This window comes from Microbispora sp. ZYX-F-249, assembly GCF_039649665.1.
Taxonomy (GTDB): domain Bacteria; phylum Actinomycetota; class Actinomycetes; order Streptosporangiales; family Streptosporangiaceae; genus Microbispora; species Microbispora maris.
In genome coordinates, this window is the sequence record NZ_JBDJAW010000016.1 from 60,492 (window position 1) to 74,454 (window position 13,963).

Genomic DNA, 13,963 nt, shown 5'->3' on the forward strand with positions numbered 1-13,963 from the left:
CCAGAGCGGCACCTCGCTGCGTTGTCGTCGTCGTCCGTAGCTCCGCCACGGACTCCTCCTTCGCCTTGCGATGCACCACTCTGGACACCGCTCGTTTCGGGCAAATCTTGCCGGTCAAGGCACTACTCTGATCACAAAGGCGCCTTCGGAGGAGTCGGATGCGCAAGTTGGTCGTGGCCGTGGCCCTGCTGGCCATCCTGCTCGTCGTGCTCGACAGGGTCGCCGTGGTCGGGGTGCAGCGTGAGATCGCCCGGCAGATCGAGGCGAAGTACGACCTGGCGCAGACGCCGTCGGTGCAGGTGAAGGGCATACCGTTCCTCACGCAGGCCGTCTCGGGCCGATACGAGGAGATCGCCATCGGCATCGGCGAGGTGGAGCGGGAGGGCATCCGGCTCGAGCGCATCGACGCCACGTTGTACGGCGTCACCGCCCCGCTCTCCGATCTGATCCAGAACGCCGCCGCCACCGAGATCCGGGCCGAGCGCGTGACGGGGACCGTGGTCATCTCCCGGGAGACCCTGTCGGCGCGCGCGCCCCGCGGCATCAAGGTCGAGGGCGCCGGCGACGACGCGCTCCGCGTCTCGGGCAACGTGACCGTGCTCGGCAACCAGGTGCCGGTCACCGCCGACCTGAAGATCCAGGTGGTGCAGGGCGCGATACGGCTCACGCCCACCAACGTGAAGATCGCCGGCGGCATCCCCGTGCCGAACCCCGAGCGGCTCATCTCTTTCACGGTGCCGGTGAAGAACCTGCCGCTCAATCTCAGGATCACCCGCGTGAAGTCCACGAGCGAAGGGCTCGCGGTGCAGGGCACCGCGTCCGATGTCCCCCTCCGCTGAGGGCCCGCGTGACGATCGTCACACCGCTGAACCGCCGGGTCCCGGCGTACGTGATGAGGATGTGAGTCCAGCCGGAACCGCCGACGAGGAGCTCATACGCGCACTTTGGGAGGATCACGGAGGGCCGCTGTACGGCTACGTGCTGCGGTTGACCGGTGATCCGGGCAGGGCGGAGGACGTGGTGCAGGAGACGTTGCTTCGGGCCTGGCGGCATCCCTCCGGGCTCGAGGGGCGCCCGGTTCGCGCGTGGCTGTTCACCGTCGCCCGCAACCTCGTCGTCGACCAGCACCGGGCCCGCAAGTCCAGGCCGCAGGAGACGGGGGACGAGGCGCTCGCCGTGCTGCCCGCCGACGACGAGCTCGAACGGGCCGTCGAGTCGTGGGGGGTGGCCGAGGCGCTGGCCTCGCTCAGGGCGGAGCACCGCGAGGTGCTCCTGGAGACGTACTACCGGGGGAGATCGGTGAAGGAGGCGTCGGAGATCCTCGGCATTCCGCCGGGCACGGTGAAGTCGCGGACCTACTACGCCCTCCGGGCGCTGAAACTCGCCCTGGAGGAACGGGGGCTGGCGCCATGACCTGCGAGGAGGTGCGGATCTCGCTCGGCGTGTACGTGCTGGGGGCGCTCGACGCCGAGGAGACCGCCGAGGTCGAGGCCCACCTGGAGACCTGCGCGGCGTGCCGGGCGGAGCTGGCCGAGCTGTCCGGTCTGCCGCCGCTGCTGGCCCGCGTGTCGGCCGAGGACATCGAGCGCGCCGCCGCGCCGCCGCGCGCCGTGCTCGACGGCGTTGTCGCGGGTGTTTCCAAGGGTGTGTCCGGGGGTGCGGTCGCGGCGGCGGCTTCGCCCGCCCGCCGCAAGCGCCCGTTCCGCGTGCTGCTGGCGCTCGCCGCGTCCGTCGTCGTCGCGGCGGTGGGCGGCACGGCGTGGTTGTCGGCGGCGCAGGACGCGTCGGACGGGGCGGCGTCGGTCGCCGCGGCGCCGGCCACGCAGAGCGCCGTGGACGGGGCCGCCGACTCGGCGGCCACCGGCCAGGCGCCCGCGACGGAGCAGGACGTGCCGCAGGAGCAGCGTCTCTTCGACCTGCAGGAGCCGGCCGCGTCGTCGCCGGGCCCCGGGCGGTCGCCGAACGCCGTGGCGAAGAAGGTGGAGGACCCGCCCGCGGAGGCCACCGTCACGGCGCAACCCGAGGCGCGCGGGCGCATAGGCGACGCGCGCATCGCCGTACGGCTCGTCCCGCACGACGGCGGGACGCAGGTCGTCGCCAGGGTCGCGGGAGTCCCCGCGGGCACGGTCTGCACCTTGCGCGTGGTCGCGAAGGACGGCACGGTCTCGGCCCTCGGCAGCTGGACCGTGGGAGCGGGCGAGTACCGCGGGCAGAAGATGGTCCTCGAAGGCTCGACGGCGTTGCGGCCGGGCCAGATCGACCGCGTGGAGCTCGCCGACTCGGGCGGCCGCGTCCTGGTGACCGCGACGCTGTGACCTTCCCGTGATCCGGTACGGGAATCAGCCTTACCGGGCGTACGGTTGCACACCGTGATGGCAGGTGTCTCGACCCTCGTGGCCACGCTCGTCCTGGGCGTGGTCATCGGACTGGTCCTGAGACGGCGTGACGGGAGGATGCGGGCCGTGGAACACGCCCCGGTGACGAGCGCGGATCTCGGTGCCGACCTCGGCGAGCGCGCCACGCTGGTGCAGTTCTCGACCGCGTTCTGCCAGCCGTGCCGGGCGACCCGCCGGATTCTGGGCGAGGTGGCCGCCATGGTGCCCGGCGTCCGGCACGTGGAGATCGACGCGGAGTCGCGCCTCGACCTGGTCAGGCGCTTCGAGGTGCTGCGCACCCCCACCGTGCTCGTCCTCGACGACGCGGGAAACGTCGTGAAGAGGGCGTCCGGCCAGCCGCGCAAGGCCGACGTGATCGTCGCCCTCGGTGCGGCCGTGGACGGCGCGTCTCATGGGCCGTCTCATCCATCGGACAAGGTGTGACAGATGCCGAGACGGAAGGTACTGTCATGACCATGACTCCCACGACAGAGCTGCTCACGAAGCGGCGCGCGGTGGACTTCTGCCGCGTCGCGACCTCGCTCTGTCGCATGGCCTGAGGGTGATTCCTGCGGCTTCGTGCCGCGTTCCAAGAATCCTTCAGGAGCATCCCCACGATGCAGATCGACCCTCGTGGCCCGCGTTTCGGCGCGGCCGTGACCACCCTGGTCCTCGCGGCCGTACTGGTCACGCAGAATCCCTGGCTCCTCGCCGCGCAGGCGATCGTCTTCGCGCTCGGCGCGACTGACGCGTCGCCGTACGGGCTGGTCTTCCGCCGGTTCGTACGTCCGAGGCTGGGGCCCCCGGCCGAGACGGAGGACGCGGCGCCGCCGCGGTTCGCGCAGGCCGTCGGACTGGGGTTCGCGGTGGTGGGACTGATCGGATTCGCGGCGGGGATCACCCCCCTGGCCTTGGGTGCGACAGCAGCGGCACTGCTGGCCGCCTTCCTCAACGCAGCGTTCGGCTTCTGCCTGGGCTGCGAAACGTACCTGCTCATTCGCCGTCTACAACCTGGGAGAATCCAATGAGCCGCTCCGCCGTTCTGGTGGACGCCGACTGGGTCGAGGCCAACCTCGACACGCCGGGTGTCGTGCTCGTCGAGGTCGACGAGGACACCAGCGCCTACGACAAGGGTCACATCCGCGGTGCCGTGAAGATCGACTGGAAGACCGACCTGCAGGACCCGGTCCGCCGCGACTTCGTCGACAAGGCCGGTTTCGAGGCCCTGCTGTCGGCCAAGGGCATCGCCAACGACGACACGGTCGTCCTCTACGGCGGCAACAACAACTGGTTCGCCGCTTACGCCTACTGGTACTTCAAGGTCTACGGCCACGACAACGTCAAGCTGCTCGACGGCGGACGCAAGAAGTGGGAGCTGGAGTCCCGCGAGCTGGTCGAGGACGTCGTCGCGCGGCCGGCCACGCAGTACGCGGCCAAGGAGCCGAACAACGACATCCGCGCCTTCCGTGACGACGTCGTCGCCGCGATCGGCAAGCTGAACCTGGTCGACGTGCGCTCGCCCGACGAGTTCACCGGCAAGCTGCTCGCCCCGGCCCACGTTCCGCAGGAGGCGGCGCAGCGCGGCGGCCACGTGCCCACCGCCCGCAACATCCCGTGGTCCAAGGCGGCCAACGACGACGGCACCTTCCGCTCCGACGACGAGCTCCGCGAGCTCTACTCCGGCGCCGGCGTGGACCTCTCCAAGGACACCATCGCCTACTGCCGCATCGGCGAGCGCTCCGCGCACACGTGGTTCGTGCTGCACGAGCTGCTCGACCAGCCCAACGTCAAGAACTACGACGGTTCGTGGACCGAGTACGGCTCGCTCGTGGGCGTGCCGATCGAGCTGGGGGAGGCCCGCTGATGACCATCCAGGGTTGCGCTGCTCCTGAGCAGACCGTCGCGCTGCCGGCCGGCATCGACCTGTCCAACCAGGCCGTGATCCAGGGCGTCGTCTCCGGCGCCGGCTCGGCGTACGCCCGCCTGCTGGACCACAGCGGCGAGTTCACCGGCGAGGTCGTCGTCTCCGACGAGGGCATCTTCCGTTTCTTCGCGGCTCCCGGCCAGTGGACCGTCCGCATCATCGCCGGCGGCGGCGTCACCAAGGACGTCCCCGTCGAGGCCAAGCTCGGCGAGGTCGCCCAGCTCTCGGTCACCGTCTGATCCACCGCTTCGAAAGAGGGCCGATGCGTTCCCGCGAACGCACCGGCCCTCTGCGTCCGCGCCTGCCGATGTGGTTCCGGTGAGGCTCGATCCCGAGTTGCGCTCCGCCTTGATCACAAGGGCCAAGCGCGATCAAACCAGCGCCAGCGAGGTCATCCGCCGAGCACTGCGCGCATGGCTTCACGTGGCCTGACGCGTCAAGGCCGCCAGGAGGAGCGGGTGGATCGCGGAAATGCGCTCTCGGGTGGCGATGGGGCCATCGGGCGCAACGCGAGGTAGTTGGAGGTGTGACCCGATAGCATGCGGCAGGTGTCCGGAACGTCCGCACTTGCCGCCCCTCGCCAGGATGCCGCGCCGCGCCGGGCCTCCTGGACGCTGTCGCCGTACGCGCTGCCGCTGAACGCACTGCGGATCCTCGCGAAGTGCGCCCTCCCGCTGATCCTCTGGTTCTCGGCCGGACGGCTCGTGCGCTGGGCGCTGCTCCTGCTGGCCGCCACCATCTCGCACGGCTCGTGGTATCAGGCCCGGCTGGTCCTGGTGATGTTCCTCTTCACGCTCGTCGTGATGACGTCGCTCGCCACGACCGTGGGCATGCTGTACGTCATCCGCGAGGCGCTGCTGGAGACGCAGGCCCGGCGCGCGGGCGGCGAGGCCAAGGAGAGCCTGCTCAACGCGCTCAACCGGACCGCGCTCGTCTTCGCCGGCATCTACACGACCTGGGGGTTCGTCGCCGACGACGCTCGCGAGTTCGCCAACATCGACCTGATGAGACAGCCGGACCGCATCTTCATCGAAGCGGGCACCGGTCAGGACAGCGGGGTGATGGCCGGCCTCGTCAGCCTGGACCCGAAGGTCTCCCTGGGGACGATGATCGTCGCCTACGTGGTCAAGTGGTACTTCGGCCGCCGCCACGAGGCGGGGGAGGGCCGCTTCTCCGGCATGCTCGCCACGTTCGGGGAGCTCGCGTTCGCGTTCTACGGGCTCAACGCGGTCGCCGCCGCCGTGGGGGCGCGCTCCGACTGGATCGGCAACCGGTCCGCCATCGCCGCCTGGCATGACTTCACGGCCAACGCCGAGGAGAGCGTCCCTGGGTGGAAGCCGGTCTCGGAGTGGCTGGGCGGCGTCTGGCCGTACGTCATCGACGCCCTCGCCATCCCGCTCACGTGGCTGACGGTCGGCATTCTGGTCTACGGCGCCTATGCGGAGGACACGCGGACCACGATCAGGGGGACGCACCTGGAGCAGGCGGCGGCCCACCTGGAGCGCACCCACAACTGGACGCGTCTCGCCCTCGCGAAGCTGAGCGCCGGCTGGACCGCTCGCTGGATCCCGCTGCTCAACTCCCTGCGCCTGACGGTGCGCGGGGGCGCCCCGCTGTTCGGGCTGTTCGCCCTGTGCTACGTCGGACTGCACATCGGCGGCGACTATCTCACCAGGGCGGGCCGCTATCTCACCGTGAGCGAGGAGCCGTACCTGTGGTTCGTGACCGGTGAGCCGATCGGCTACGTGACGGACCTGCTCGTGACCCTGGTGACCATGTGCCTGATCGCCGCCACGTTCGACATCGCGGCGACCCGCCACCGGCTCACCGGCGGAACCGCAGAACCTGGTCCTCCCGCTCCGTCGAGCTGAAGGCGGCATCGACGAAGTCCTTGGCCGACTGGTCGGGGACGTCCCGGTAGCTGCTCGGCCGCAGGAGGACCTCGGCCTCGTCCGCCACGGACCGCGGGACCACGCCCATCAGCTCCAACCGGTACGGCGTGCCGACCTTGTTCTCCTTCACGTCGGGGGGCGTCTCGTCGTTCACCGGTTCCGCCTGCCAGGTGCGGCCGGCCCGGTCGGTGAACGTGATCTTCGGGGCGCCGTGACGGATCGCGCCCTCGTCGTCGAGGGCGGTGCGCGTCGCCACGATCTTCAACCACTGACGGTCGGACCGCTCCGGCTGGCCCGTGGGATCCTTGATCTTCTCGACGGTCACCCGCCACGACACGTGCTGCCAGACACCCGCCTGGCCCGGCCCGACGACGTGCACGACGTCGCTGGGTCTGCCGTACTCGTACACGCCGTAGCCGAACCAGGTCGGCATCCCGACGGCCAGCACGACGGACAACGCCGTCCCTGCGATCAGGAGGCCCGTCCGCTTCGGGCGTGCCGGAGGCGTCTCGGCGACGGCGGGAGGAGGCACCACCGGCTCGGTCGCGAGAGCCGCGGGCGGTGGCTGGCGGTTCGTGCGCAGCGCGGGGAAAGGCTGCGTCGAGCGGTCCTCCCCTTCTGCCTCGCCCTCGGGCTCCGGCGGCGGCCAGACCCGCACGTCCCCCGGCGACGCCAGCGTGCCCGGAATGGGCACGGACGGAGGCGCCGTGGGCACGGGACGCGGCAGCGCCCCGGCGTAGGTGATGTCGGCGGGCTGCTCGGCCGGGGGAGCGAACCAGTCCCGGCCGTCCCGGCCGTTTCTCGGCGGGGTTCCCCCCATGGGCGTCTCGGTCATCGGCTCTTGCTCACCAGTGAGTGGTACTCCTCCGCCTGTGAGATCAGGCGGGCGGCCGAGTCATCGGACAGCCCGAGATCCACCTGGGCCTCGGGGGCGAAGGTGTCGACCACGATCGCGGAGTTGGGCGGGACGAAGACCAGGGCGGCGCCGGGCAGCGCGTCCTTGGGCACCTCGAAGACCAGGAGACCGCTGACCCAGAAACCCGGCTGGATCCATCTGTTGAAGAGCGTGAGAGAGTCGGCCACCTTGTCGGTGGGACGGTAGCGGCGGCCGTCCTCGGTCAGCAGGAACGGCGGGCCCAGCGTGCTCAGCCGCATCGGCTCGCGGGTGGTGGTGGCGGAGACGTCCACCAGGAGGAAGAGGTTGCTCGTCTCCACCTTGGTCACCTTGTTGCTGTAGTCCGTGGTGTCCACGGCGCGGGCGGCCGTCACCGACTGGACCTTCACGGTGAAGCGCTTGGCCTCCACGACCTCGCCGATCCGGCCCTTGTAGGTGATGAACGACAAGCGATCCTCGAAGGACATCGAGTGGTTCTGCTGCACGTAGACGGCCGCCGCCGCGAGCGCGATCCCCGCCACCGCGGCCGCGATCCGGCGCCCGGCGCCACGCCGGGGGGGCCGGGCGGCCACGGAATGACGGGCGGCACGGCTGTCCGCCCGGGTGAGTGTCATCAGCCGGTCTCCTTCCGTACGGGAAGGGTGATCTGCGAGGTGACCTTCGGCACGAACGGGCCGTCGTCCTCCCAGTCGCCGACGAGCTGCCAGTAATGGGTCTGGTCGCGCGAGCCGATCTTCTCGTACGCGAACGACCCCAGGTCGAGGCTGATCTCCGGGGGCGCGGTCGCGGTGGGCTCGAGTTCGTACTTCACCACGACGGTGGTGGTGATCCCGGGCTGGAGCTGCTTGCTTTCGATGCCGCGGCTCAGCACGGAGACCAGGGGGCCGTACTTGGTCTTGATCTCCGGGCGGGTCCGCAGGAGAGAACCGGCGAAGCCGGTCACCGGCAGGATCTTGTCACCGGGTTGGCGGATGATGCCGACCGACGCGGTCTCCTTGCCCATGTTGGTGACCTTGATGACGAGCTCCAGGTAGCGCTTCGCGGTGCCGAAGTCGCCCTTCTCGGTGGTGTCGATCGCTTTGATGAACTCCGTGTGGAACTGCCCCTGGTCGATCGTGTCTCCGGGCGAGACCGCGGGCGGGGGCTTCTTCGGGGCCTCGGTGAAGCCGCCGAACGCGGCGGTGACGCCGATGCCCACCACGGCCAGCGCGGAGGCGACCGGGACGAGGACCGGGCGTCGTCGGCGGGCGCCATTGGGGGATGACGTCATGGCAGTCGATCGTAGTACGACCACACTTGCCCCATTGGTCGCATTGGTTCCGTCCCCTGGGCGGAAATGCGTCCGAATGGCGAGAAGCCCGCGCTGACAGGGCTTCCAGCTCCTACGCTGTGACCGAGGCGGACATGGAGGGCCCGTGGGCGACCCGCACCCCGAGCATGCCCAGTTGCAGGCGGACCGGATCTACCTGGGCTGGCAGTACGCACTGCTGTACCCGGATCCCGGGCCGCCCCCGAAGCGACCGGCCAGGGAGGACGTCACCGAGCCTCCGGTGGACACCGAGTGGGTCCACCGGGAGCGGCTGCAGAAGGACCTGCTCAACCGTCCGGTCAAGATTTTCCGTACGTTCATGGCCGTGGTGGCCGCGGGGATCCTGATCCTCGGCGTGACCGGGCTGCTCACCTGGTCGTTCGTGATGCTCGGCCTGGTCGCCGCGGGAGGCGTGGCCGCCATCTGCACCTACGCCATCCGGCAGGGCGACCGTACGGTCAACGAGCGGCTCGACGAGCGCCGCCGCAAGGCGCTGCGCGAGCAGGAGCGCCGCCAGCGGGAGATCGTCACGGCGCAGGAGGAGCACGCCGCGAAATACCGCGACTGGGCCGAGAAGAAGAGCCGCTTCGACCGGCAGATCAACTGGTACGCCGTGGCGGTGCCCGACGAGATCGACCGCGTGGACGTGGCCGGGGGCACGCTGACCGGCTGGTCGGCGCTGGTGACGCTGATCGGCGCGACGCGCCTCTACAGCGGCGGGCACCTGACCGTGCTCGACCTGTCGGAGGGCGCGATCGCCAAGGACCTCATCGAGCTGGCGCGCCGGGGCGGGGACGACCCGCTCGTCTGGGTGCTCCCGGTGGACCTGCCCCGGCTCGACCTGGGCTCGACGCTCAAGCCCGAGGCGTTCGCCGACGTGCTCGCCCACGTGGTGAGCGTCAGCGAGGAGACCAGCAGGGACATCGGCTTCGACAACGCGATCCTGGAGCGCGTGCTGGAGGTCCTGGGCGAGAACGCCACGATCAGCCAGGTCACCGCCGCCCTGCGGGCCCTCGCGCAGGTGGGCGACCCGCGCGACGACATGAAGTGCGGCCTGCTCACGGCGTCGCAGCTCGAACGCATCGGCACGTTGTTCGGCCGGGGCGTGGCCGACCGGGTGGTCATCGAGCGGGCCTGGGCGCTGGAGTCCCAGCTGCGCAAGCTGGAGACGCTGGGCTCGGAGGCCGTACGGCTGCCGCCCGCGCGGCTGCGGGTCGTCAGCATGGACCGGCAGGCGGGGGTCTTCGGCAACCGGGTGCTCGGGACGTACGTCGCGACCGCGCTCACCCACATCCTGCGCCAGTCGCCGGCCAGCGAGCGGCCCTGGTATCACACGATCATCGTGGCGGGCGCGGACAAGCTGCGCGGCGACGTGCTCGACCGGCTCATGGACGCCTGTGAGACCTCGCGCACCGGACTCGTGCTGACCTACCGCAGCCTCACCCCGACCGTACGGGAGCGGCTCGGCCGGGGGCACGCGGCGGTCGCGTTCATGCGCCTGGGCAACGCCGAGGACGCCCGCGTGGCGAGCGAGCACGTCGGCACCGAGCACCGCCTGGAGCTCGCCCAGCTCACCGAGACGTTCAGCTCCGCGGTCAACGGCCCGAGCGGCTTCTACACCTCCACCGTCGGCGAGAGCCGTACGGAGGGGGAGGAGAAGGGCGAGGGCGACCTGCGGGAGGACATCACCGAGTCGACCGAGTGGGGGCGGCGCGCGCCCACGGTCGCGGACGGGGTCCTGCAGCGGTCGCGGGAGTTCCTGGTCGAGCCGCACCAGCTCCAGCAGCTCCCCACGACCTCCGTGATCATCACCTACTCGACGGCCGAAGGACGCCAGGTGCGCCTCGCGGACGCGAATCCGGCGATACTCACCTTTCCCAAGACGACGCTGGGGGAGTTCGAGGAGATGCGGCGGGCGGCCCTGGCACCCGCGGAGCCCGAGCCGGAGCCCGAGCCGGAGCCGGAGGAGCCCACGCTGCCCGACGTACCCCCCAACCTGGGCCCGCCGCCGCCCCGCCTCGACTGGCGCAAGCGGTCATGAGCGTGCTCAGGTGCGCTGCCCGACGTACCCCGCTGTGTCTTCCCACCGGTCGGTCCCCCGCCGCCGCCCCGCCTCGACTGGCGCAAGCGGTCATGAGCGTGCTCAGGTGCGCTGCCCGACGTACCCCGCTGTGTCTTCCCACCGGTCGGTCCCCCGCCGCCCCGCCTCGCCCGGCGCAAGCGGCAATGACCGCCGCCCAAACGCCACATGCGGCCATGACACCGTCCGTTGCCGGTAAGAGCATCGTCAACACGGCTGTGCGCAGGTGATCGTTGATGGAGTCTCTCCCCTGTTCGTCGTCAATCGAGGGGTCTCATGCACGCGTTCCCCCTGAGCGGGCCGTGGTACCGGATCCAGGCCATCACGGCGCCGTCGCGTAGTTCGTCCGCGGAGTGGGACTTCGTCACGGTGCTCCCCGCGGTCCTGTCCGCCGCGCAGCGCAACCGGCCGTTCGTCATCGGCTGGCTGTCGCGGGGTTCGGGTGCGCCGCTGGAGCTCATCACCAACGCGGGGCCGCTCACACCGCCCAAGCCGCCGCGGCGCGCGGCGACGGCGCCCGAACCGCCCGTCACCGGTCCGCAGCCGCTGCTGTTCCCCGGCGGCGCGCGTGGCGTGGAGATCGGCGACGAGTGGCTGGCCGACCTCGCCGACCTCGTCTGGACGCCGTGCCCGGGCCGGCAGGCGCCGCCGCTCTACGGCAGGCGCGAGCCGGAGCCCGACGAGACCAAGCGGCCCACGTTGTTCGAGTCGACGCTGGTCACGCTCATGTCCCGGCCGTTCGCGTGGGTGGTGGTCGCCGAGCCGACCGACCTGCTCGACGCCGAGGTGGCGCATCTGCGCACCCAGCTCAACGTGCTGCGCCAGTACGGCGACGCCTCGGAGCGGTCGCGGTTTGACGCCGAGCGGGCCGAGCGCAGGATGCAGGAGCTGGACGCCTTCCGCGAGGCCGGGCTGTGGAACGTCCGGGTGCTCGCCGGTGCGGCCGGCCCCGACGAACTGCGCCAGATCGCGCCGGTGCTGGTCGGTTCCGTGGAGATGAGCCACCACCCCTACCGGCTGCGCAGCGCGATGTCGCTGCCCGCCCTGAGCGGCGACGGCACCTGTGAGTCGGTCTACGGCTTCGGCGAGGCGCTGACCGTCGACCTCCAGGATTCGGCCGACGGCGCGGCGGCGCCGTTCGCGGCGACGGCGGGGGCCCTCGCCGCGCTCGCCGGGCTGCCGCGCCGCGAGGTGCCGGGCGTCCGGGTGCTCGACGCGGGCTTCTTCGACGTGACCAGCGAGGCCGAGGTCGAGGGCTCGGCGGAGACCGTCGACCTCGGCGCGATCGTCGACGGGCAGGACCGCGCCGTCGGAACGTTCCGGGTGCCGCTCGCCACGCTGAACCGCCACGCCTTCGTCACCGGCGCCACCGGCTCGGGCAAGTCGCAGACCGTACGTCACCTGCTGGAGCAGCTCACCAAGGCGGGCATCCCGTGGCTGGCCATCGAGCCGGCCAAGTCGGAGTACGCCGCGATGGCCGGCCGGGTCGAGCACCTCGCGCCGCTGACCGTCATCAACCCCTCGGCGCCCGACAACGTGCCGATCAGCGTCAATCCGCTCGCGCCCGAGCCCGGCTACCCGGTGCAGGCCCACATCGACATGGTCAGGGCGCTGTTCATGGCGGCCTTCGACGCCGAGGAGCCGTTCCCGCAGATCATGTCGCTGGCGCTGCAGCGCGTCTATGAGGCCAACGGCTGGGACGTGGTCACCGGCGGCGGCATCCCGGGGGCGGCCGTGCAGCCGGCCGTGCCGACCCTGGAGCAGCTCCAGCAGCACGCGCTGGAGGTCATCCAGGAGATCGGGTACGGCAACGAGGTCCAGGCCGACGTCGAGGGATTCATCAGCCTGCGCCTGCGAAGCCTGCGGGTGGGCAGCGCGGGCCGGTTCTTCGAGGGCGGCCACCCCGCGGACATCGGCGGCCTGCTCCAGCGCAACGTCGTGCTCGCCATCGAGGACGTGGCCAACGACGAGGACAAGGCGTTCCTCATGGGCACGCTGATCATCCGCATCGTCGAGCACCTGCGGATGCGCGCCCGCTCCGAACCGCGGGGCGAGGACGGCGCGGGCGGCCTGCGGCACGTCATCGTCATCGAGGAGGCCCACCGGCTGCTGCGCGACCGGGGCTCCCAGCGGGCCTCCACCCACGCGGTCGAGCTGCTGGCGGGGATGCTCGCCGAGATCAGGGCGTATGGCGAGGGCATCATCGTGGCCGAGCAGATCCCGACGAAGCTCGTCTCCGACGTGGTGAAGAACACGGCGCTGAAGGTGGTGCACCGGCTCCCGGCCGAGGACGACCGTGCGCTCGTCGGCGCGGCGATGAACCTCAGCGAGGACCAGTCGCGCCAGGTGGTGTCGCTCCAGCCGGGCTTCGCCGCGGTGTTCGCCGACGGCATGGACCGCCCGCTGCGCGTCCGGGTGCCGCTGGGCGAGGACCGCGAGCGCGAGACGCTCGGCCCGGTGCCGCCGATCTGCGGGCGCCGTTCGGCCGCCTGCGGGCGCGAATGCCGTACGGGGAAGGCCTGCACGCTGGTCGAGCTGCGCGAGGCCGACCTGCTCGCGGTGGCTCCGGAGTGGGCGTGGCTGCGGATCTGGACCGACACGGTCGTCCTGGCGTTCGTGACGAACCGGTCGCTGCCCGGCGTGCCGCGCGTGCTCGCCGACATCTGGGCCGAGCTGCCGGCCAAGCGGCGCGAGTGCCTGCTGGCCACGCTGGTCGAGCGGTCGGTCTCGCGCCGCGCCTGGTCGCTGCGCACGTGGTTCGACCCCGCGCTGCTCACCGAGAAGGCCGCCGAGGTCGCCGCCGGACTGCTGGCGGCCGGCCAGGCGGACGGCGCGGAGGGCGACCCGCCGATGCGGGCGGGCGACCGGCCGGGCGCGGCCTGGGTCATCCCGCAGGTCCGCTGGCTGCACGAGGTGGACCGGTTGTTCCCGTTCGGCCATCCCGCGCCCAACCTGCGCAGTCCCGCCCCGGCGATGGAGTATCCGCTGTTCGGCACCGATCCCGCCGGCCGGCCGTACCCGCACCAGGGGGTCAACGGCGCCGAGCCGGCCGAGGGCGGGGTCGCGGTCGGCGTGCGCACCGAGCTGCTCGGCCACCGCGCGAAGGCGCTGCGCCACCATCCGCTGTCGATGGAGGTGGACCGCAACCGCGCGCTGGCCTGGCGGGTGATCCTGGGCGACGACGAGCACGAGGGCATCCAGCGTGACGTGACGACGGTCGCCATCGGGGTCGAGCCGCGCGAGCGGGTCAAGTACGTGGCCCAGACGATGAGCGCGGGCTGGCTGGAAACCGTGCTGTCCTGGCCGCGCCGCTTCGTCCTGCCATTCGACGGCGACACCCCCGCCGAGCTCACCTTCGGGGCGTGATCTTGTAGTTTGTCGCACCTACGGTCCCTGACCTGGGCCCGAGCACTTCGGGATCATGCACAAACTCCGGCCGCACCCGCCCTGCCTGGGCGAAAGCCGTACGTGATCTTGCAGATCCGCGG

14 protein-coding genes are annotated in these 13,963 nt (G+C 71.3%); 11 read left to right on the plus strand and 3 right to left on the minus strand.

The features are described from left to right. Positions 1-158: 158 nt before the first annotated feature. From AAH991_RS20210 to AAH991_RS20250, 9 genes are all read left to right on the plus strand, one after another. The gene (locus AAH991_RS20210; RefSeq protein WP_346227419.1) at positions 159-839 is read left to right on the plus strand and encodes an LmeA family phospholipid-binding protein; all 681 of its coding nucleotides are present in this window, start codon (positions 159-161) and stop codon (positions 837-839) included. Positions 840-900: 61 nt separating this feature from the next. Further along, on the plus strand, positions 901-1,413 hold the full coding sequence (locus tag AAH991_RS20215) for a sigma-70 family RNA polymerase sigma factor (protein ID WP_346227420.1): 513 nt from the start codon (positions 901-903) through the stop codon (positions 1,411-1,413). Beyond that, on the plus strand, positions 1,410-2,315 hold the full coding sequence (locus AAH991_RS20220) for an anti-sigma factor family protein (RefSeq protein ID WP_346227421.1): 906 nt from the start codon (positions 1,410-1,412) through the stop codon (positions 2,313-2,315). Before AAH991_RS20215 ends, AAH991_RS20220 begins: the two co-directional genes overlap by 4 nt. Before the next feature lie 138 nt (positions 2,316-2,453). Then, positions 2,454-2,819 (plus strand): thioredoxin family protein, encoded by a 366-nt coding sequence (locus AAH991_RS20225; RefSeq protein WP_346227539.1) that lies wholly within the window; start codon positions 2,454-2,456, stop codon positions 2,817-2,819. Positions 2,820-2,845: 26 nt separating this feature from the next. Next, on the plus strand, positions 2,846-2,935 hold the full coding sequence (locus AAH991_RS20230) for a putative leader peptide (protein WP_310742276.1): 90 nt from the start codon (positions 2,846-2,848) through the stop codon (positions 2,933-2,935). Positions 2,936-2,992: 57 nt separating this feature from the next. Then, positions 2,993-3,403 carry a DUF4395 domain-containing protein gene (locus AAH991_RS20235; protein ID WP_346227422.1) on the plus strand — a complete coding sequence of 137 codons (411 nt, stop codon included), beginning with the start codon at positions 2,993-2,995 and terminating at the stop codon, positions 3,401-3,403. Then, the gene (locus tag AAH991_RS20240; RefSeq protein ID WP_346227423.1) at positions 3,400-4,239 is read left to right on the plus strand and encodes a sulfurtransferase; all 840 of its coding nucleotides are present in this window, start codon (positions 3,400-3,402) and stop codon (positions 4,237-4,239) included. The genes AAH991_RS20235 and AAH991_RS20240 overlap by 4 nt, the downstream gene beginning before the upstream one ends. Continuing rightward, positions 4,239-4,538 (plus strand): DUF1416 domain-containing protein, encoded by a 300-nt coding sequence (locus tag AAH991_RS20245; RefSeq protein ID WP_346227424.1) that lies wholly within the window; start codon positions 4,239-4,241, stop codon positions 4,536-4,538. Before AAH991_RS20240 ends, AAH991_RS20245 begins: the two co-directional genes overlap by 1 nt. Before the next feature lie 309 nt (positions 4,539-4,847). Continuing rightward, positions 4,848-6,170 carry a hypothetical protein gene (locus tag AAH991_RS20250; protein WP_346227425.1) on the plus strand — a complete coding sequence of 441 codons (1,323 nt, stop codon included), beginning with the start codon at positions 4,848-4,850 and terminating at the stop codon, positions 6,168-6,170. Here the strand turns inward: AAH991_RS20250 and AAH991_RS20255 are convergent. Genes AAH991_RS20255 through AAH991_RS20265 form a run of 3 tightly spaced genes read right to left on the minus strand, consistent with a single transcriptional unit; the run spans position 6,124 to position 8,356 of the window. Continuing rightward, positions 6,124-7,026 (minus strand): hypothetical protein, encoded by a 903-nt coding sequence (locus AAH991_RS20255; RefSeq protein ID WP_346227426.1) that lies wholly within the window; start codon positions 7,024-7,026, stop codon positions 6,124-6,126. The two genes, AAH991_RS20250 and AAH991_RS20255, sit on opposite strands and share 47 nt — an antisense overlap. Then, the gene (locus AAH991_RS20260) at positions 7,023-7,700 is read right to left on the minus strand and encodes a DUF4352 domain-containing protein (RefSeq protein WP_346227427.1); all 678 of its coding nucleotides are present in this window, start codon (positions 7,698-7,700) and stop codon (positions 7,023-7,025) included. The genes AAH991_RS20255 and AAH991_RS20260 overlap by 4 nt, the downstream gene beginning before the upstream one ends. Continuing rightward, on the minus strand, positions 7,700-8,356 hold the full coding sequence (locus AAH991_RS20265; protein WP_346227428.1) for a hypothetical protein: 657 nt from the start codon (positions 8,354-8,356) through the stop codon (positions 7,700-7,702). Before AAH991_RS20265 ends, AAH991_RS20260 begins: the two co-directional genes overlap by 1 nt. A gap of 145 nt (positions 8,357-8,501) precedes the next feature. Between AAH991_RS20265 and AAH991_RS20270 the strand changes: the two genes are divergently transcribed. Together AAH991_RS20270 and AAH991_RS20275 are read left to right on the plus strand one after the other, a co-directional pair. After that, on the plus strand, positions 8,502-10,436 hold the full coding sequence (locus AAH991_RS20270; RefSeq protein WP_346227429.1) for a hypothetical protein: 1,935 nt from the start codon (positions 8,502-8,504) through the stop codon (positions 10,434-10,436). 315 nt (positions 10,437-10,751) lie between these two features. Further along, positions 10,752-13,841, plus strand: coding sequence for an ATP-binding protein (locus AAH991_RS20275; RefSeq protein ID WP_346227430.1), 3,090 nt, complete (start codon positions 10,752-10,754; stop codon positions 13,839-13,841). Positions 13,842-13,963: the final 122 nt, after the last annotated feature.